We start from the raw sequence: 18030 nt of genomic DNA, 5'->3' as shown, positions 1-18030 counted from the left end.
GTGACAACTTGGCCGCGCGTCTTGACTTGCGCCGGGCCTGTGGTACAAACCAATATTCTTTGGAATTACGCCATTGGCCGAGGGACGACAGTCATGGACTACAAAAACACGCTGAACCTGCCGCAAACCAGTTTTCCGATGAAGGCCGGCCTGCCCCAGCGCGAGCCCGAGATGCTGGCCCGTTGGGACGAAATGGGCCTCTACGGCCTGCTGCGCCAGCAGTCCGCCGGCCGCCCCAAGTTCATCCTGCACGACGGCCCGCCCTACGCCAACGGCAACATTCACATGGGCACGGCCTTCAACAAAGTGCTCAAGGACTTCATCGTCAAGTCGCGCCAGATGGCCGGCTTCGACGCCGTTTACGTGCCCGGCTGGGACTGTCATGGCCTGCCCATCGAATATCAGGTGACCAAGAATCTGGGCGACGAGGCCTGCCACAAGTCGCAGATCGACATCCGCCGGCGCTGCCGCAAGTACGCCGAGAAATACATCGACATCCAGCGCGACGAGTTCGTGCGCCTGGGCGTGCTGGGCGATTGGCCCGATCCCTACCTGACCATGAAATATTCCTACGAGGCGGCCATCGCCCGCGAGTTTTGCCGCATCTACGCCGGCGGCGGAGTCTATCGCTCCAAAAAGCCCGTGCACTGGTGCATGGACTGCCGCACGGCCCTGGCCGAGGCCGAGGTCGAATACCACGACCACAAGAGCAAGAGCATCTTCGTGGCCTTCAGGCTGGTCGACGACCTGGGGCCCAAGTATCCCGAGCTGGCCGGCAGGGACGTGAGCCTGGTCATCTGGACGACCACGCCCTGGACGATCCCGGCCAACCTGGCCGTGGCCGCCAACCCCGAGTTGGAATACGCCGCCGTCGAGCATGAAGGCAAGGTCTATATCATGGCCGCCCGCCTGGCCCCGCTGAACATGGAGGCCTTCGGCTTCCAGGGCTGGCGCACGTTGTGCGCGGTGGACCCGCTGGACCTGGAGGGCAAAAAGGCCAAGCACCCCCTCTACGACCGCCTCTCGGTGGGCGTGCTGGCCGACTACGTCACCCTGGAGGCCGGCACGGGCCTGGTGCACACCGCCCCCGGCCACGGCCGCGAGGACTATGACACCGGCCGCCGCTATGGCCTGGAGCCCTTCGCGCCGGTGGACGACGACGGCCGTTTCACCGCCGAGGCCGCGCCTTTCGAGGGCCAAAACGTCTTCGAGGCCAACGAGGCGATTATCGCGGCCCTGCGCGAGGCCGGGGCGTTGTTGGCCGTCGAGGAGATCAGCCATTCCTATCCTTGCTGCTGGCGCTGCAAGCAGCCGGTGATCTTCCGGGCCACGCCCCAGTGGTTCATCTCGATGGAAGAAAACGACCTGCGCGCCCGCTCGCTGAAGGCCATCCAGAACGACGTGCGCTGGGTGCCGGCCTGGGGCCGCGAACGCATCCACGGCATGATCGAAAACCGCCCCGACTGGTGCATCAGCCGCCAGCGTTCGTGGGGCGTGCCGATCACGGTCTTCCGCTGCCAGGGCTGCGGCGAGACCGTGCTCACCCCCGAGATGGCCCAAAAGGTCGTGGCGGCCTTCGAGGCCGAGGGCGCCGACGCCTGGTTCACCCGCTCGGTGGCCGAAATCCTGGGCGAGCTGGCCGTCTGCCCCATCTGCGGCGGTCACGATCTGGCCAAGGACAACGACATCCTCGACGTCTGGTTCGACTCGGGCTGCTCGCAGGCCGCCGTGCTGGAGGCCCATCCCCAGTTGACCTGGCCGGCCGACATGTATCTGGAGGGCAGCGACCAGCACCGGGGCTGGTTCCACAGCTCGCTGCTGTGCGCCATGGCCACCCGTGGCGCGGCCCCCTACCGTCAGGTGCTGACCCACGGTTTCGTGGTCGACGGCGACGGCCGCAAGATGTCCAAGAGCCTGGGCAACGTCATCGCCCCGCAAAAGGTCATCGACCAATACGGCGCGGAGATCCTGCGCCTGTGGGTGGCCGCCGAGGACTACACCGTCGATATTCGCCTCAGCAACGACATCCTCAAGCAGTTGGCCGAGGCCTACCGCCGCATCCGCAACACCATGCGCTTCATGCTGGGCAATCTCCACGACTTCGACCCCCAGGCCCACGCCGTGGCGCCCGACCAAATGGGCCAGATGGACCGCCTGATGCTCCATCGCCTGCAGGAGCTCATCGGCCGGGTGCGCAAGGGCTACGAGGACTTCGCCTTCCACGCCTGCTTCCACGGCCTGCACAACTACTGCGTGGTCGATCTGTCGGGTTTTTATCTGGATGTGCTCAAGGACCGGCTCTACACCTGCGCGCCCGACGATCCGGCCCGGCGGGCGGCCCAGACGGTGCTGTATCACACCCTTTCGGCCATGGTCCGTCTGGCCGCGCCGATTCTGTCGTTTACGGCCGAGGAGGTCTGGGACTACCTGCCCGGGGCCAAGGACATGGGCCAGAGCGTGCACATGGCCGCCCTGCCCCAGGTCGAGGCCGCGCTGCTGGACGCCGAGTTGGCCGGCCGCTGGGCCAGGCTGCTGGAGTTGCGCGGGGCGGTGAACAAGGCCATGGACCTGGCGCGCAAGGATAAAATCGTCGGCAACAGCCTGGAGGCCAAGCTGACCCTGGCCGCCGAGGGCGATCTGGCCGACTTCATCGCCGAAAACGCCGCCGTGCTGCAAGAGATCACCATGGTCAGCCAGCTTGAGCTGGCCCCGGCCCTGGCCAACCCCACGCTGAAAAGCGAGGAGACGCCGGGCCTGCTCATCGGCGTGACGCCCAGCGGCCACCAAAAGTGCGCCCGCTGCTGGACCAGGCTGGAAAGCGTGGGGCAATTGCCCGACCTGCCCGAGCTGTGCGAGCGCTGCGCGGCGGTGGTGCGCCAGGTCGGCCTGGCCGCCGACGGAGCCTAGGCCCCATGACGGGCAAGCTGGGCCGTTTTCTGCTCATCGCCCTGGCCGTGGCCGGGCTCGACCAACTGACCAAGGCCATGATCGTGGCCTGGCTGCCGGCCGGCGGCCTGGAGCTGATCCCCGGCTACCTGGACTTCGTGCTGGTCCACAACCGGGGGGCGTCGTTCGGCGTTTTTTCGCAAATGCCTGGCGGCCGCTGGCTGCTGGTGGCGGTGAGCGTGGCGGCGCTTGGCCTGTGCCTGTGGCTGGCCGTGGGGCCGTGGGGCCGGGGGCGGCTGGGCTTCTGGGCCCTGGCGCTGATCTGCGGCGGGGCGCTGGGCAATCTGATCGACCGGCTGCGTCTGGGCCAGGTGGTCGATTTTATCCTGGCCCACTGGCAGCAGTATCACTGGCCGGCCTTCAACGTGGCCGACTCGGCCATCACCATCGGCGGCGTGCTGCTGGGCTGGCTGCTGCTGCGGGGCAAGATCTAGTGCGGCCGATCCTTTTGCAACTGGGGCCGATCACCCTTTATGGCTATGGCCTGATGGTGGCCCTGGGCACGGCGGTGGCCATGTGGGTGGGCGTGCGCTTCGTGCGGCGCGACGGCCTGGACCTGGACGCCTGCGTCAACGTGGGCGTCGCCACGGCCCTGGCCGGGCTATTGGGCGCGCGGGCGTTTTACTACCTCATCGAGTGGGAGAGCCTCTCCCATCTGCCGTGGTATTATTTTTTCTTTTTTTGGGAAGGCGGGCTGGTCTTTTACGGCTGCCTGGCCGTGGGCCTGCCGACGGCGATCGTGCTGGCCAGGCATTACCATCTGCCGTTGCCGCGCCTTTTGGACATCGGCGCGCCGGCCTTGGCCATCGGCCAGGCCATCGGCCGGGTGGGCTGCTTTCTGGCCGGCTGCTGCCACGGCCTGCCCTGGCCCGGCGGGGCCTGCGCGGTGGTCTTCACCGACCCCCACAGTCTGGCCCCCCGCGGCGTGGAGCTGCACCCCACCCAGCTCTACACCTCGGCGGCGCTGCTTTTGATTTTTGGCGCGCTGATCTGGCTGTGGCCCAGGCGGCGTTTTTATGGCCAAATCTTTTTCAGCTACGCCGTGCTGCACGCCGTGGCCCGCATCATCATCGAACAATTTCGCGGCGATTTTCGCGGCGAGCCCATTTGCGGCGCGGTGACGCCCACGGCATTCTTCGCCGGTTGCCTGGCCCTGGCCGGCGTCGTCGCCTTGATCTGGCTGTGGCGCAAGCAGGGCCGCCATAGGAGCGAACAATGAACAAACTCAACTTCCCGCCCGATCTGCTCTATCACCCCGAGCACCTGTGGGTGCGCCGCCTGGAGGATGGCCTGGCCCTGATCGGCGTCAGCGACTTCGCCCAGGATCAACTGGGCAAGGTCGTCTACATCGACCTGCCCCAGCCCGACGACGCGGTGGAGGCCGGCCGCGAGATGGGGGCCATCGAAAGCGCCAAGAGCGTCAGCGACCTGATCGCGCCCCTCAGCGGCGTGGTCGTCGAGGTCAACGCGGCCCTGGACCAAGACCCCTCGCCCCTCAACGCCGACCCCTACGGCCAGGGCTGGATCGCCAAGATCAGGCCCAGCCAGCCCGAGGAGTTGGACGCCCTGCTGCCCGTCCACGAATACCTGCGCCGCATCCAATAGATCGCGCCAACGGCCGCCGCCCTTCGCGCCATGCCGCGCGCGGACGCGAAAAGAGGCCGCCGCCGTGGTTGACGCCCGGCTGGCCATCCACAAACGCGTCGGCGTTTTCGTGCTGGTCAACGGCGCGTGCCTGGCCATCAATCTGCTTACAGGCGCGCGCTGCTTGTGGTTTTGGTGGGCGCCGCTGGGCACGGGCGTCGGCCTGGTCGGCCACGCCTGGCGGCGGAAGGTCGAGCGTGAAGTGATCAAGCGCGGCCAGGGGCGTTGAGGCGCCGCTTGGCCGCGCCGCGTTGTTATGCCTAGATGCTCAGTTGCAGGGCCTGGCGCAGCCGACCGCGTTGGGCGGTGAGGATGGGCGCGGCCTCGAAGCGACAGCGGGCGGCGGCGTGGGCGAACTGGCGGACGCTGGCGGTGGGCCGGCCGCAGACGTCGTGGATCAGGTCGCCGGGTCGCAGACCGGCCGCCTCGGCCGGCGAAGCGGGCCGCACGTCGCGGATGATCACCGGCGCGTTTTTGCCCGCGCCGGATGCGGTCACGCGTAGGCCCAGGCGTCGCCAGGCCAGGTCTTGGGCCTCTTGATCGCCGATCGCCACGGGCGCGGCCTGACGCGTCGTCCGCCGGCCGTTTTCGATCAGCTCCAGCGCCAGCGGCCGGCCCGGCTCGGCCTGATCCAGCAACTCCTCAAAATGGGCCGCGCTCTCGACGGGCTGGCCGTCGATGGCCACGATGATCGCCCCACGCGTCAGGCCGGCCCCTTGCGCCGGCGAGCCCGGCCGCGCGCCCAGCACCAGCAGGCCGCCCTCCAACTCCACGCCAAAGGCCTGGGCCAGGCGCGGCGTCAGATCCTGGGCCTCCAGGCCCAGCCACAGCGGCGGCGGCGGCCCGCCGCGCAACAGGGCAGCCATCACCCGGCGCACGCGGCCGGCCGGCACGGCAAAGCCAATGCCCTGGGCCTGCTGAAAAATGGCCGTGTTGACCCCGATCACCCGGCCGTCGGCGTTGACCAGCGGCCCGCCCGAGTTGCCGGGGTTGATGCTGGCGTCGGTCTGCAACAGGCCGGTCATCCATTGATTGGGCCCCACGCGCACCCGCCGGCCCACGGCGCTGAGCACGCCGGCGGTGACGGTGTGTTGCAGGCCAAAGGGGTTGCCGATGGCCACCACCGTCTCGCCGATGAGCAGGTCGTCAGCGGCGGCCAGCTCGGCCTGGGGCAGATCGGCCGCGCCCTCGACGCCCAAAAGCGCCAGGTCGCTGGCCGCGTCCTGGCCCAGCAGCCGGGCGGCGAACACCCGCCGATCGGCCAACTGCACCTTGATCCGCTCGGCGTTTTCCACGACATGGTTGTTGGTGACGATCAAGCCACGCTTGCCGTCGACGATCACGCCGCTGCCCAGGGTGGTGCTTTCGCGGACCATGGGCTGAAACATGTCGGCGAAAAAGCGGTCGAGCATCGGATCGCCCGTGGAAAAGGCGCGCCGCGTCACGCCCTTGGTCGAAATGTTGACCACCGCCGGGCCGGCCTTTTTGACCGCCAGCACCACCGGGCTCTGGGCCCGCTCCTGGGCCGGGGCCGGCCAGACGGCGCAGAGCAAAAACGTCAGCACCAGGCCCAAGGCCGCGCCAAAGCGCTTGCTTGTGCTCACCGGCGGCTAGCTCCAGTCGATCTTGCCGCGACGGCCGCCGTCGGCGGCGGGGCCGGGCGGCGGCGGTGGCGGCGGCGGGCTGAAGCTGACGGGCCGCTGGGGCGGCGCGGCCGGGCGCCCCGGAGCCATGGCCCGCAGCCGGGCGATGCGCTCTTCCATGGGCGGATGGGTGGAGAACAGGCTGGCCATGGAGCGGCCGGCCAGGGGGTTGACGATGAACATGTGGGCCGTCTGGGGCCGGGCGCTCTCCATGGGCTGGCGCTGATTGGCGTTTTGCAGCTTGGCCAGGGCGCTGGCCAGGGCCTCGGGGTCGCCGCAGATCTGGGCCCCTTCGCTGTCGGCCAGGTATTCGCGGCCCCGGCTGATGGCCATCTGGATGAGCATGGCCGCCAGCGGGGCCAGGATGCTCATGACCAAAAGGCCCACGATCCCGCCGCCGCCCTCGCCCTCCTCGTCGCCCCGGCCGCCGCCGAAGATCATGGCCCAGCGGGCCATGTCGGCCAAGACCATCACCGCCCCGGCCACCGTGGCCGCCACCGAGCTGACCAGGATGTCGCGGTCTTGCACGTGGCCCAGCTCGTGGGCCAGCACGCCGCGCAGTTCGCGGGGCGAGAGCAGATCGACGATGCCCTGGGTCACGGCGACCACGGCGTGGGCCGGATCGCGGCCGGTGGCGAAGGCGTTGGGCGTGGGGTCGGGGATCAGGGCCACGCGGGGCATGGGCAGGCCGGCGTTTTGGCGCAGCTCGTCGACCATGTCGTAGAGCGCCGGGGCCTCGTGTCGCTCCAGAACCTGGGCGCGGTAGGCCCGCAGGACGATCTTGTCCGAATACCAATACGAAAAGAAATTCATGGCCCCGGCCAAGACCAAGGCCACGATCATGCCCGTCCGGCCGCCGACCAGGCCGCCGATGGCCACCAACACGCCGGTCAGCAAGCCCAAAAACAACGCGGTCTTGAGGGTGTTCATGGTTGCATGCGCTCCAGGGGCCGTGGCCTATCTGTAGGCCGTGGCTCGGAAAAAGCTGTAGTTGAACACGCCGCCCGGCTCGGCGGCGCGGCCCAGGGCGGTCATGCCCCGACGCCAGGCGTCGTCGTCGATGAGCCCCATGGCCTTGGCCTGGCCCTCCACGCCGGCGACCATGGCCATGATCGTGCGCCGCGTGAAGCCCTCGACCATGTGGGGCAGGCTGTCGTCGGCGTAGATCGGCGCGGGCCGCACGCGCACGTCGTTGAAACCGGCGGCGACCAGCAGCGGATGCAGCCGCCGGCCGATCAGCGAATCGCCGCCCATGGCCGCCTGGGCCTGGATCAGGCAGCGCCAGACAGCCATGGCCTCGGCGCTTTCGGGGTGAAAATAGCACGAGCCGTGGTCGCCCTCGATGACGGTGATCTGGCCGCCGGGCCGCAGCAGACGGCGCAGGCGGCGCAGCACGGCCAAGGGCTCGGCCAGGTGCTCGAGCACGAAGCAGACGAAAACGTGGTCGAACGACTCATCGGCAAAGGGCGGGTTGAGCAGATTGGCCCGCATGAACGTCACGTTGCCCAGGCCGGCCTCGGCCACGGCCCGGCGGGCCTGGGCCAGCGAGTCGGCCGAGATGTCCACCGAGACGAAACGGGCCTCCGGGCTGGCCGCGGCCAGGCGCGCGGTCTGGGCCCCCACGCCGCAGCCGGCCTCCAGGACCATGGCCCCGGCCGGATAGCGCACTCCCTCATGCAAAATGGCCGCCAGGGTCTGGGCCTGATCGGCCAAACGGGCGGCCTCGACGGCGGAATATCCGTGAACATAGGCTGGCTGACTCATGGCTGGATGATATCCTCCGCTGACGGTTTGCCGCTAAAAGAAAAGTTAATCACCAACCAGCCGTTGTCAACGCCCTCCCGCTCAATCCTCGACGATGGCCACCGGCCGGCACCAACCGGCCGAGGCGTTTTTGATCTTGATCGGAAAACAGGCCACCGTAAAACCGAACGGCCGGGGGATGGCCGCCAGGTTGGCCAGCTTTTCCATGTGGCAATAACCCCGCTGGATGCCGGCGAAGTGGGCCTCCCAGATCAGCGAGGCGTCCTTGGCGCGGGCGAAATCGGCGGCCTGGAAGGGCAAGGGCCGGTCCCAGCTCCAGCCGTCGGTGCCCACCACCTTGACGCCGTGGTCGAGGATATAGTTGGTGGCCTCGGCGCTCATGCCGCAGCCGCTGACCAGATACTCCGGCCGGCCCCAGGCGGCGGCGGCCCCGCTGCGCAGCAGCACGATGTCCATGGGCTTCAACTTGTAGCCGATGCGCTCCAGCTCGGCCGCCACGTCGGCGGCGCTCAGGCCGTAACCGGCCGGTCGGTCGCTGAAATCCAACAGCACGCCGTCGGCCAGGCACCATTCCAGGGGCACCTGGTCGATGGTCAGGGCCGGGCGGCCGCCGTCCATGGTCGGGTGATAATGAAACGGCGCGTCCAGGTGGGTGCCACTGTGCGTGCCCAGGCTGACCGACTCCACGGCCCAGCCCAGGCCGCCGGGCAGATCCTCGGGCCGGAGGCCGGGGAAAAACTCTTGCATCTGGACCGCGCCGGCCTGATGGTCGAAGTAGTCGATGCGGGGGATCATCATCGGCGGGTCGCTGGGCAGGTCTGGCTCGAGGCAGACGGCCAGGTCGATAATGCGGCGGGCCATGGTTTCTCCTTGTTTTTGACGCGGGCGTTCACGGGCTTTGCCGGCATTGTAGCCCAAGGCGCGGGCCCACGGCCAGGGGCCAACGCCGGGCCGTTGACCGGCCGGCACGGCCGCTTTATGCTGAAAAAAACGCGCGGCGTCCGTCGCCACGCGCGATCAACCCCAACTCACGGGAGAAAACCATGCCTCTTTTGAAAATCGTGCCGGTGGACCAGGCCCAGGGCGAAGTCAAAGCCAACTACGAGATGTTCACCAAGACCATCGGCACGGTGCCCCAGCCGTTCCAGATGTGGTCGGCCAGCCCGGCGTTGCAGTCGATCAACAAGCAGATCATCGGCTACTACATGAAACACCCCACCCTCAAGCCGGCGTTGATGGCCCTGATCCGCATGCTGGTTTCCGAGGAGTTGGGCTTTGACTATTGCATCTCGTTCAACGCCCAGATCCTCAAAACCGTGGGCGTGATCAGCGACGATCAACTGGGCGCGATCCTGGCCGACCCCACCACCGCGCCCCTGGACGAAAAAGACAAGGCCATGCTGCTGTTCGTGCTCAAGGCCTGCAAGAGCCCCGAGGCGGTGGAGCAGGCCGACGTGGACGGCCTGCGCGCCCTGGGCTGGGCCGACTCCGACATCCTCGACGCCGCCGCCCAAGGGGCCAGCATGATCCAGGGCGGCGTGCTGTTCAGGGCCTTCAAGATGGCAGAGGGCCAGTCGTGCTGAGCGGCGCGGCGCGGCCGGCCATGGCCCGGCCGATGGCCGCGGCCAGTTCGCGCTTGTCCACGGGCTTGTAGAGCAACTGGCCCACGCCGGCCCGGGCCAGGCTCTGGGGCGTGAGCTGCTGGCCGTGGCCGGTGCAGATGATCACCGGCAGCCCCGGCCGGAGGGCGGTGACCCGGGCGGCCAGCTCCAGGCCACTGAGGTGGGGCATGCTCTGGTCGCTGATGAGCAAGTCGTAGGCCTGGGGGTCGTCGACAAAGGCCTGCAGGGCCAGGCGCGCGTCGCCAAAGGCCTCGACGCGGTGGCCCATGTTGGTCAGCAGGCGCTGGGCGATCTCCACCAGGCTGCGTTCGTCGTCGACAAACAAGATCCGCGCGCAGCCCTGGTCCGGGGCCGGGCCTGGCTCGGTGGCGGCGGGCAGGGGTTTGTCGCACAGAGGAATGAAGGCCTCCACCCGCGAACCGCGCTCCAGGCGCGAATGCAAAATCAGGCGGCCGCCATGGGCGCTGATCACGCCGTGGGCCTCGGCCAGGCCCAAGCCCGCGTTGCGATTTTGTTTCTTGGTGGTGTAAAAGGGCTCGCAGGCCCGCTCCAGCACGCCTTGGGGCATGCCGGGCCCGTCGTCGTCCACGCGCAGGCGCAGGTAGCGGCCCGGGGCCAGGCCCGGCGGCGCGGCGGCGTCGGCCTCGTCGAAGGCCGCCACGTCGGTCTGGAAGATGATCGAACCGTCGCCGCCGTCAAAGGCCTCGACGGCGTTGGTGGTCAGGTTCAGCAAAACCTGCTGGATCTGGGCCGGGTCGGCCTCGGCCGACAAGGGGCCTTCGCACAATTCGGCGCGCAGGGCCACGTTGGCCGGGACCACCGCCCGCAACAGCCTGACCTGCTGGGCCAGGACCGGGGCCAGGTCCACCCGGCGGCGGCGGCCGCTGCCGTGACGGCTGAAGGCCAGGATCTGGCGCACCAGTTCGCGGCCACGCTCGGCGGCCTTCATCTGGTTGTCCAGAAAATGCAAGGGCGAGTCGATCCGGCCCTCTTGCAGATCTTCCTTGGCCAGTTCGCCATAGCCGATGATCGCCGCCAGGATATTGTTGAACTCGTGGGCCACGCCCGAGGCCAGAACCCCCACGGCCTCCAGGCGGCGGTTTTGGCTGAGGTGCTCCTCGAGGCGCGCCCAGACCCGCTCTTGCCGCCGCCGCTCGCTGACGTCCTCGACCAGGCACAGCAGCGAGCCGGCGCGGCCGTCGGAGCCGCGCACCGGGGCCACGTGCACGGTCATGTCCACGGGCCGCCCGTCCTTGGCCTTACAGGTCATCTCCAGATGCAGGGCCTGTCGGCCGTCCCTGGCCCGGGCCAGGTGTCGCTCGAATTCGGCTCGCTCTTGGGGGGCGGCCAGCGGGTTGAAGCGGCCCAGGACTTCCTCGGCGTCCCAGCCGAACATGGCCTGGGCCGCGCCGCTCCACAAGACCACCTCGCCCCGATGGTTGAGTCCGATCACGGCCAAGGGCGAGGCGTTGATCATCGCCTGGAGGGTCTCGTTGCGCTCTTTCAGCGACTCCTGGGCCTGGACGGCCTCGGTGACGTCGGTCAGGCAGGCCAGCACGGCCGGCCGGCCCTCCCACTCCACCGGGGCCACGCGGCTTTCGACCCAGCCCGGCCCCAGATCCCGGCGCAGCATGCGATGCGGCCCGGCCGCGGGCGGCGCGGCCGCGCTTTGGTGCTGGGCGTAGAGGGCCAGGGCCTTGGCGCGGTCGTCGGGGTGGATCAGTCCGGCGATGTTCTGGCCGGCCAGTTCGGCTGGCGGCAGGCCGAAAAATCGCGCCGCGCTGGGGTTGGCCAGGCGGACGGCCCCGTCCTGGACGATGACGATGGCCTCGCCGGCGTTTTCCACCAACTGACGATATTTTTCCTCGCTGGCGGCCAGGGCCCGCTCGGCGCGGCGCTGGCTGTCGACGTCCCAGACGGTGCTGATGATCACGCCGTGGTCGGGCACGGCGATGCTCATGGTGGAGATGTAGCGCCGGCCGTGGTCGCGGGTTTGCACGGCGATGTTGTTCCACTGGCGCTTCTGGCGGCCGTCGCTGGCCGGGCCGGGCCGCACGTCGGCCAGGCGCTTGCGCCGTTCTTCCCGGTCGGGGAACAGCCGACCAAGGATCTTGCTCACCGAGGGCAGCTCGGCCTTGGGCCAGCCCACCACCCGGCCGTAGTTGTCGTTCATGTAGATGCAAAGGCCGCTGTCGAGGGCGAAAACGGCCAGGCCCACGGGCAGGTTGTCGAGGACGGCGCCGGTCAGGCCGTTGCTGTCGGCGGTCTCGGCGTCGTGGCCCTTGAGCGGGCGCATGGCCGTCAGCACCAGTTGGCGGCCCTGGTGGCGCGCCAGTTGCGAACGCAGGCTCATGGGTTTGATCTGGCCGTCGACGTCGACGATATCGGCGACGAACTCCTCGGGCGCGCTTTCGCCGGCCAGGCGACGACGGTGATAGCCGCCCACGCGCCGGCGGTCGTGAGGGGCCAGCAGGCGCGTGAACTCCACGCCCTCCAGGTCCGCGGCCCCGTAGCCCAGGCTCTGGCCGTGGGCCGGATTGAAGTGGACTATCTTGCCGTCGTGGATCAAAAGCAACGCGTCGGAGGTGAAGCGGGCCAGATGCATGAAGCGTTCCCTGGCCTCGGCCAACTCGGCCTGGTCGGCCTTTTGGGCGGTGATGTCGGTCAGGGTGCCGACCACGCGGCCGGCCGCGCCGTCGGCGCGCCAAGCCACGGCCCGGCCCCGACAGTGCAAAAAGCGCCACTGGCCATCGGCCCCCAGCAGGCGCAGCTGAACGTCCAGGGTCGGGGCGTCCTGGCGTAGCGCCTGGGCCACGGCCTCCAGCGACGGCAGGTCGTCGGGGTGGACCAGCCCCAGCCACGCCGCCAGGTCATGTGGATCCTGGCCATCGCGGCCCAGCAGGGCCAGGCCTTTTTCGCTGAGGAAGACCCTGTCGGCGCGCAGATCGCAGTCCCAGGCCCCATCGCTGGTGGCGTCGAGGATCAGGCGCAAGCGCTCTTGGCCGGCGGCCAGTTCGGCCTCCATGGCCGCCTTGTGCAGGGCCGTTTCGACCACGGCCTGCACTTCTTTTATCTTGAAGGGCTTGTTCAGGTAGCCATGGGGCTGGGCCGCGGCGGCGCGCGGGATAATGTCGTCATCGAGCTGGGCGGTGAGGAAGACCACCGGCCGGCCCAGCCGCCGGCGGATGGTCATGGCCGCCTCAATGCCGTCGCTGGGCCCGGCCAGAAAGATATCCATCAGCACCAGGTCGGGCCGCAGCCGCTCGGCCAGCTCCACGGCCTCGGCGGCGCTGTCGGCCAGGCCCGCCACCTCGTAGCCCATCGACTCCAGGCTGGCCCGCAGGTGCTGGGCCACGATGAATTCATCCTCGACGATCAGCAGCGAGGCCTTGGCCGGCGGCGTCATGGCTGCTCCTGGGCCTGACCGGCGGCGAAACGAATGACGAACTCGACGCCGGGGCCGGTTGTTATCTCCAACTCGCCCTTGAGCTGACGTTGCACCAGGCCGCGCACCAGAAACAGGCCCAGCGAACGGCCGCCCGCGCCGTCCTGCCCGGGCGGCAGGCCGCGGCCGTCATCGGCCACGCGGATGGCGATGCGGCCGTCGACGCCCTGGCCGGCGCTGATGGCCACCGTGCCGCCCCGCTGGTCAAAGGCGTGCTTGAGGGCGTTGGTGACCAGTTCGTTGAGCACCAGGCCCACCGAGACGGCCTTGTCCAGGTCCAGGCGGATGGCCTGGCAATCGATATCCCAGGCGATATGGGCCGCCGGGCCCTCGAACAGGCCGGTCAGGCCCTGGCAGAGGAGCTGGATGTATTGTTGCAGGTCCAGGTGGGCCAGGTTGTCGGATTGATAAAGCGTCTCGTGGATCAGGGCCATGGCCGAGATGCGCCGCTCCACCTCCGAGAACAACCGCCGCAGGCCGTCGTCGTCGAGCTGGCTGGCCTGCATCCAGATCAGGCTCTGGATGACCTGCATGTTGTTTTTGACCCGGTGGTGGATCTCGCGCAGGAGCACTTCTTTTTCCTCCAGCGCGGCGTTGATCTTTTGTTCGTAGAGCTTGCGCTGGGTGGTGTCGTGCATGATGGCCATGAGCGTCTTGGGCCGGCCCTGTTCGTCCTGCTCCAGCACCGAGACGGCCATCTCCACGTGCAGCAGCCGCCCGTCCCTGGCCCGCAGGGGCCATTCGCCGCGCCAGGCCCCGCTGGCGGCCACCTGGGCGTGGGCCTCGCGAGCGAAATCGGCGAACATGGCCTGGTCGAGGTGGGCCACGGCCGTGGACAGGCCGACGATCTCGTCGGGGCCATAGCCGAAATACTGCTGGGCGGCCGGGTTGGCCTCGATGACGCGGCGTTGATCGTCGAGGATGACGATGGGGTTCATGGATTGCTCGTAGAGGGCCTGGAAAAAGTGGCGGCGCTCTTCTATCTGGCGCTGGTCTTCCAGGCGCTCGGTGATGTCGACCAGCACCGAGACCGCGCGCAGGGGCCGACCCTGGGCGTCGCGGGCCAGGCGGGCCCGGTCGCGGACCCACCGCGTCTGGCCGTCGGGCCGCACGACGCGGTATTCCCACTGTCCGCCGCCATTTTCGGCCAGGCGTCGCAGTTTGGCCTGGGCCAGATGGCGGTCGTCGGGGTGGATGGCCAGGATGGGGCGTTGGGCGTTGTGGGCCGGCCGGCCTGGCTCGAAGCCCAGCAGGCGTTCGGCGGCCTTGTTGAAGTGCACGCTCTGGGCGTCGGCCACGGCCACCGAATAGACCGCGTCGTCCATGGCCTCCAGGATCGACTGCAACAGGGCGCGGTTTTGCGCCAGCTCGCCGTCGAGGCGCAGCCGCGCGGTGACGTCCGAGACCAAAAGCACCATGCCCCGAAAACGCCCCGTGCCGTCGCGCAGGGCCCCGGCCAAAATCCGCAGGCCCAGGCCCACGCCGTCATCGCGCGCAAAGCGTTCTATTTCCAGCGGCTTGGCGTCGCGGCCCCGGCCCTCGCGCAAGGCGGTGAAGGCCTGCCACGAGCGCTCGTCCATGTTGGCCGGCCCAAAAAGCGCCTCCACATGGCCCCCCAACATGGCCTGGGGCGCGCGGCCGAAGATCTGGCACAGGCGCGGGTTGACGTAGGTGATCACCTCGTCGTGGTCAAAGACCAGCATGCCTTCGGCCATGGTGTCGGCCAGCGAACGATAAAGCCCGGCCGTCTGGGCCAAGTCGGTCTCGGCCCGGCGCAACAGGTTGTTTTGCTGCTGAAAATGCAGCATCAGCAAGCTGACGCCAACCCACGACATCAAAAGCCCCGAGCTGACCCAACCCCACTGGGCGAACCAGGGGTTGCCCATCACCCACGGGGCGAACAAGGCCAGGGCCACCGCCGCGGCGAACAGGGCCAGGCCGGCGCTCCAGCGGGTGAGGCGGTCAAGCTCCCGGGCCATGATCAGCACCCGACCGCCCAGGAACAGCACCAGGCCCAGGCTGAGATAGGGCGGCAAGGTGCGCCACTCGAAAGCCAGGCCCAGGGGCTTGGTGGCCAGCACCCACAGGTAGGCCGCCGCCACCAGAGCGGCCAGCCGCCAGGGCGGCCGCCGGCCGACCAGCAGATAGTTGCCGGCCGTCAGCAGCAGGCAGACTGCCGCGAAGGTGACGATGTAGGCCACGAAGGCCGGCGAGGTTTCGACATCGAGGGAGTCGGGCAGCAGGGCCAAAAGGCCATAGCGGGCCAGGGCCAGGCCCCAGGCGGCCGTCCATAGGGCCAGATGGGCGCGGCGATGCAGGGCCCACAGGTGCAGGTGGGCGGCAAAAAGCACGATGATCACGGCCAGGCCGGCGACAAGCCTGGGTGCGGTCCAATCCATGGGGGCTCTCGGTGTGAGCAGGCGTTGAAGCGGCGCGAAAGAGCCCAGGCGCCGCCTGTGGTCAAGATAGCACAACCGGCGGCGCTTGGCGCGGCCACGCGCGTATTGTGGCTATTTTTTCAACCGACCCATTTTCCAGCCGATGCTTTTTCCCTCAGCGGCGTCGGCGCCCGTGAAGCGTCCCGACCTGCGCGGCATGAGGCGGAGAAGGGCTTTCATCGTCTTTGGTTGGCAGAGCGCCAGCGATCAAGCCGACCCCCAAGCCCGAAAGAGCATCAAACACCGCGGTTGCGCTGCCGAAATGGAATATCGATTTGCTCATGGCGCTATCCTTTCCTGGGTCACGGCGTGATGAACATTCGCTTATCGCCCCGAACACGTCAGAAAGAACCAAAACCATGAGGATCACGCTTGCCGCAAAAGCCGCGCCTGGCGTCGCCGACCTTGACGGCTCCGTCAACCAAAGACGATGAAACTCGAATTATACCAAGCCGTTAACACGATGCAAGCACGAGACGGACATCCACGCCAAAGTTTTGTCGTGGCTATTTTTCAGCCGACCACCCAGATGCAGCAGTCCTGGGCCTGGTGCACCGCCGCCGCCGAGACCGAGCCGAACAGAAATTCCTCGGTCTTGCTCAGGCCGCGCCGGCCCACCACCACCGTGCCGAAGCCGTGGCGCTTCTGATAGCCCATCAGGGCCTCGCCCACGGTCTGGCCGCTGGCGGCGATCAGCTCGCACGAGATGTTTTCGGCCGGGATGCCGGCCTCCTGCAACGTGGCGCGGGCGTTTTTGAGCATGGCCTGGCGCGCGGCCACGTCGCGGGCGTCGCGGTCGTTGCGCGCCGCCTCGTCGGGGTGGTTGTCGGGGTTGAGCGGTTGGTGGATGGAGACGATGCGGATCTGGCAATTGCTGGAGCCGCCCAGCACCGCGGCCACGTAGTTGACCGCCGCCAGGCTCTTTTCCGAATCGTCGACGCCCAGCAGCAGGCGGTTCCAGATCAATACGGTCGGTCCGTGGGGCATTGGGCTTCCTCCGTGGCCGGCGGCAGGCTCTCCATGGCCGGCAAGAGTTCGTCGAGCAGTTCGTCGACCCGCTCGTAAAACACCGGCGTGGACGAGGTGAAATGCATGAGCACGCGGTTGAGTTCCTCGGGGATGTGGGGGTAAACCTTGCGCAGGTTGAACACCCGGTGGGGCAGCACCAGCGACATGTCGCCCTCGTCGAGGCGGGCCAGGGCCTGGGGATCGCTCTGGGCCAGCGACTGGCTGGTGGGGATGCCCGCGCCGATCAGGTGGCACAAGACGTTGCCCAGGCCAAACAGGTCCAGGCCGAAAGGGTTGGCCATCTGGTCGTAGTTGTAGTCGAAGTCGATCCAGCGCCACAGGCCGGTGTCGTTTTCGACAAAGATGTGATCGCGCCTGATGTCGCCGTGGCGCTGGGCCTGGTCGTGCAAAAACTTGATGGCCCGGATGCTCTCGACGGCCTTTGCCAGCACGCCGCGCAGATGGCGCTGGGTGTATTGGCGATGGCTCAGGCCCAGCGGCTCCAGGTCGATGAACAGAGGCTTGCCGCTGATGCGCTCGATGACCCGCACGGGGTTGCCGGCGGCGTCACGCAGGGTCTGGCCGTGCATGAACAACGGATGATCGCGCACGATCTCCAGCACCCTGGCCTCCTTGGCCGGGCTGCGATAGCGGCGGATCACCGTGCCGCCCAGGTGCAGGTCGAACTCCTCGAAAAAAACCAGCTTGAGCACCTTTGGCGCGCCGTCTTCCAGGTCCAGGCCCGTCTTGACCCAGGGCTTGGGCTCGTCGTCCAGGCCGAAGCGGCCCTCGAACATCACGCCCTTGATCACAAACAGCCGGCCTTCCAGCTCCAGCACGTCGCCCCGGTCGATGCGCAAAAACTCGCTGGTGTCGCGCACGATGCGCGGACCGGCGATCTTGGCCCCCAGCAGTTCCTCGGCCCGTTTTTTGATGTTCATCGCCGCTCCGCCGCGTTTTTTCGTCGATGCGTTTTTATTTTAACATCCTTTGGCCCTTGGCGCGGCCAAAGCGGCCGGCCGGGGCCAAAAGCGCGGCGCTTGTGCTATGCTTTGAAGGCAGCGACAACCAGGCACGGCCACAAAAAACGGAGCGCGCTCATGAGCAAAAAAGACGTCCACTGGTTTCCCCTGCAACGCGACGGCAAGGGTCGGCTGACCATCAAGCTTTTCGACGGCCGGGTCGGCGACCGCGACGAAGTGCGGTTCGTGACCATCTGGGCCGGCGTCGAGCAAAACGGCGACGTGATCATCGAGGGTTTTGACAACGGCGAATACGGCGAGCAATCCTGCGGCATCGAGGGCATCGAGGGCGCCATGGTCATGCCCGCCGCCGAAAAAGACCGCCTGATACTCTTTTTGCTGCGCGAACTTTTCGCCGGCAACCTGGCCGCCGCGCCGATTTTCAAGGATTTCGCCAACGCCAACGGCCTAGAATGTATTAGGCGATCGACCTGCGACCGCTAGGGCCGCCCCGCGCCGGCCCTCGACGCCCAGGCCAGGGCCCCGCGCCCGGAAAGG

At 68.1% G+C, this 18030-nt stretch carries 15 protein-coding genes; 7 read left to right on the top strand and 8 right to left on the bottom strand.

Annotated elements, in window-relative coordinates; genetic code table 11:
* Nucleotides 1–93 precede the first annotated feature (93 nt).
* From ileS to DEBA_RS02045, 5 genes are all read left to right on the top strand, one after another.
* Nucleotides 94–2907: an isoleucine--tRNA ligase gene (gene ileS, locus DEBA_RS02065; protein ID WP_013257244.1), complete on the top strand. Its 2814-nt coding sequence runs from the start codon at nt 94–96 to the stop codon at nt 2905–2907.
* Nucleotides 2908–2912: 5 nt separating this feature from the next.
* On the top strand, nt 2913–3380 hold the full coding sequence (gene lspA, locus DEBA_RS02060; protein ID WP_013257243.1) for a signal peptidase II: 468 nt from the start codon (nt 2913–2915) through the stop codon (nt 3378–3380).
* Nucleotides 3380–4165, top strand: coding sequence for a prolipoprotein diacylglyceryl transferase (locus DEBA_RS02055; protein WP_013257242.1), 786 nt, complete (start codon nt 3380–3382; stop codon nt 4163–4165). The genes lspA and DEBA_RS02055 overlap by 1 nt, the downstream gene beginning before the upstream one ends.
* Nucleotides 4162–4551 (top strand): glycine cleavage system protein GcvH, encoded by a 390-nt coding sequence (gene gcvH, locus DEBA_RS02050; protein ID WP_013257241.1) that lies wholly within the window; start codon nt 4162–4164, stop codon nt 4549–4551. Before DEBA_RS02055 ends, gcvH begins: the two co-directional genes overlap by 4 nt.
* Before the next feature lie 64 nt (nt 4552–4615).
* Nucleotides 4616–4819, top strand: a complete 204-nt coding sequence (locus tag DEBA_RS02045) for a 2TM domain-containing protein (protein ID WP_013257240.1) — start codon at nt 4616–4618, stop codon at nt 4817–4819.
* Between the two features lie 31 nt (nt 4820–4850).
* Here the strand turns inward: DEBA_RS02045 and DEBA_RS02040 are convergent, their stop codons facing one another.
* The 4 genes from DEBA_RS02040 to DEBA_RS02025 form a co-directional block, all read right to left on the bottom strand.
* A complete protein-coding gene (locus DEBA_RS02040; RefSeq protein WP_013257239.1) occupies nt 4851–6194 on the bottom strand; it encodes a trypsin-like peptidase domain-containing protein in 1344 nt (447 codons plus the stop codon).
* A gap of 6 nt (nt 6195–6200) precedes the next feature.
* Complete coding sequence (htpX, locus tag DEBA_RS02035; RefSeq protein ID WP_013257238.1) at nt 6201–7163, bottom strand: zinc metalloprotease HtpX; 963 nt, start codon at nt 7161–7163, stop codon at nt 6201–6203.
* A 27-nt stretch (nt 7164–7190) separates the two neighbouring features.
* The gene (locus tag DEBA_RS02030) at nt 7191–7997 is read right to left on the bottom strand and encodes a methyltransferase domain-containing protein (protein WP_013257237.1); all 807 of its coding nucleotides are present in this window, start codon (nt 7995–7997) and stop codon (nt 7191–7193) included.
* Between the two features lie 81 nt (nt 7998–8078).
* Nucleotides 8079–8858 (bottom strand): cyclase family protein, encoded by a 780-nt coding sequence (locus DEBA_RS02025; RefSeq protein ID WP_013257236.1) that lies wholly within the window; start codon nt 8856–8858, stop codon nt 8079–8081.
* 182 nt (nt 8859–9040) lie between these two features.
* Here DEBA_RS02025 and DEBA_RS02020 point away from each other — a divergent pair, with 182 nt between their 5' ends.
* On the top strand, nt 9041–9580 hold the full coding sequence (locus tag DEBA_RS02020; RefSeq protein WP_013257235.1) for a carboxymuconolactone decarboxylase family protein: 540 nt from the start codon (nt 9041–9043) through the stop codon (nt 9578–9580).
* Here DEBA_RS02020 and DEBA_RS16690 read toward each other — a convergent pair.
* The 4 genes from DEBA_RS16690 to DEBA_RS02000 all read right to left on the bottom strand — a co-directional run bounded on the left by DEBA_RS16690 (nt 9552) and on the right by DEBA_RS02000 (nt 17451).
* Complete coding sequence (locus tag DEBA_RS16690) at nt 9552–13025, bottom strand: PAS domain S-box protein (RefSeq protein ID WP_013257234.1); 3474 nt, start codon at nt 13023–13025, stop codon at nt 9552–9554. The two genes, DEBA_RS02020 and DEBA_RS16690, sit on opposite strands and share 29 nt — an antisense overlap.
* Nucleotides 13022–15463, bottom strand: coding sequence for a PAS domain S-box protein (locus DEBA_RS02010; RefSeq protein WP_013257233.1), 2442 nt, complete (start codon nt 15461–15463; stop codon nt 13022–13024). The genes DEBA_RS16690 and DEBA_RS02010 overlap by 4 nt, the downstream gene beginning before the upstream one ends.
* Before the next feature lie 552 nt (nt 15464–16015).
* Complete coding sequence (locus tag DEBA_RS02005; RefSeq protein ID WP_013257232.1) at nt 16016–16489, bottom strand: universal stress protein; 474 nt, start codon at nt 16487–16489, stop codon at nt 16016–16018.
* Entirely contained in the window at nt 16465–17451 is a 987-nt protein-coding gene (locus tag DEBA_RS02000) for a hypothetical protein (RefSeq protein WP_013257231.1), read from the bottom strand. The genes DEBA_RS02005 and DEBA_RS02000 overlap by 25 nt, the downstream gene beginning before the upstream one ends.
* Nucleotides 17452–17610: 159 nt before the next feature.
* On the opposite strand from DEBA_RS02000, the gene DEBA_RS01995 reads away from it, so the two are divergent.
* Entirely contained in the window at nt 17611–17976 is a 366-nt protein-coding gene (locus DEBA_RS01995; protein ID WP_013257230.1) for a hypothetical protein, read from the top strand.
* Nucleotides 17977–18030 lie beyond the last annotated feature (54 nt).

This window comes from Desulfarculus baarsii DSM 2075, assembly GCF_000143965.1.
In the GTDB taxonomy this organism is placed as follows: Bacteria; Desulfobacterota; Desulfarculia; order Desulfarculales; family Desulfarculaceae; genus Desulfarculus; species Desulfarculus baarsii.
This window is presented reverse-complemented; position numbering and strand designations above follow the sequence as displayed.

Excerpts from the sequence above, each read along its gene's own strand:
- ileS (WP_013257244.1), top strand. The coding sequence starts at position 94 with ATGGACTACAAAAACACGCTGAACCTGCCGCAAACCAGTTTTCCGATG.
- lspA (WP_013257243.1), top strand. The coding sequence starts at position 2,913 with ATGACGGGCAAGCTGGGCCGTTTTCTGCTCATCGCCCTGGCCGTGGCC.
- gcvH (WP_013257241.1), top strand. The coding sequence starts at position 4,162 with ATGAACAAACTCAACTTCCCGCCCGATCTGCTCTATCACCCCGAGCAC.
- htpX (WP_013257238.1), bottom strand. The coding sequence starts at position 7,163 with ATGAACACCCTCAAGACCGCGTTGTTTTTGGGCTTGCTGACCGGCGTG.
- DEBA_RS02030 (WP_013257237.1), bottom strand. The coding sequence starts at position 7,997 with ATGAGTCAGCCAGCCTATGTTCACGGATATTCCGCCGTCGAGGCCGCC.
- DEBA_RS02025 (WP_013257236.1), bottom strand. The coding sequence starts at position 8,858 with ATGGCCCGCCGCATTATCGACCTGGCCGTCTGCCTCGAGCCAGACCTG.
- DEBA_RS02020 (WP_013257235.1), top strand. The coding sequence starts at position 9,041 with ATGCCTCTTTTGAAAATCGTGCCGGTGGACCAGGCCCAGGGCGAAGTC.
- DEBA_RS16690 (WP_013257234.1), bottom strand. The coding sequence starts at position 13,025 with ATGACGCCGCCGGCCAAGGCCTCGCTGCTGATCGTCGAGGATGAATTC.
- DEBA_RS02010 (WP_013257233.1), bottom strand. The coding sequence starts at position 15,463 with ATGGATTGGACCGCACCCAGGCTTGTCGCCGGCCTGGCCGTGATCATC.
- DEBA_RS02005 (WP_013257232.1), bottom strand. The coding sequence starts at position 16,489 with ATGCCCCACGGACCGACCGTATTGATCTGGAACCGCCTGCTGCTGGGC.
- DEBA_RS02000 (WP_013257231.1), bottom strand. The coding sequence starts at position 17,451 with ATGAACATCAAAAAACGGGCCGAGGAACTGCTGGGGGCCAAGATCGCC.
- DEBA_RS01995 (WP_013257230.1), top strand. The coding sequence starts at position 17,611 with ATGAGCAAAAAAGACGTCCACTGGTTTCCCCTGCAACGCGACGGCAAG.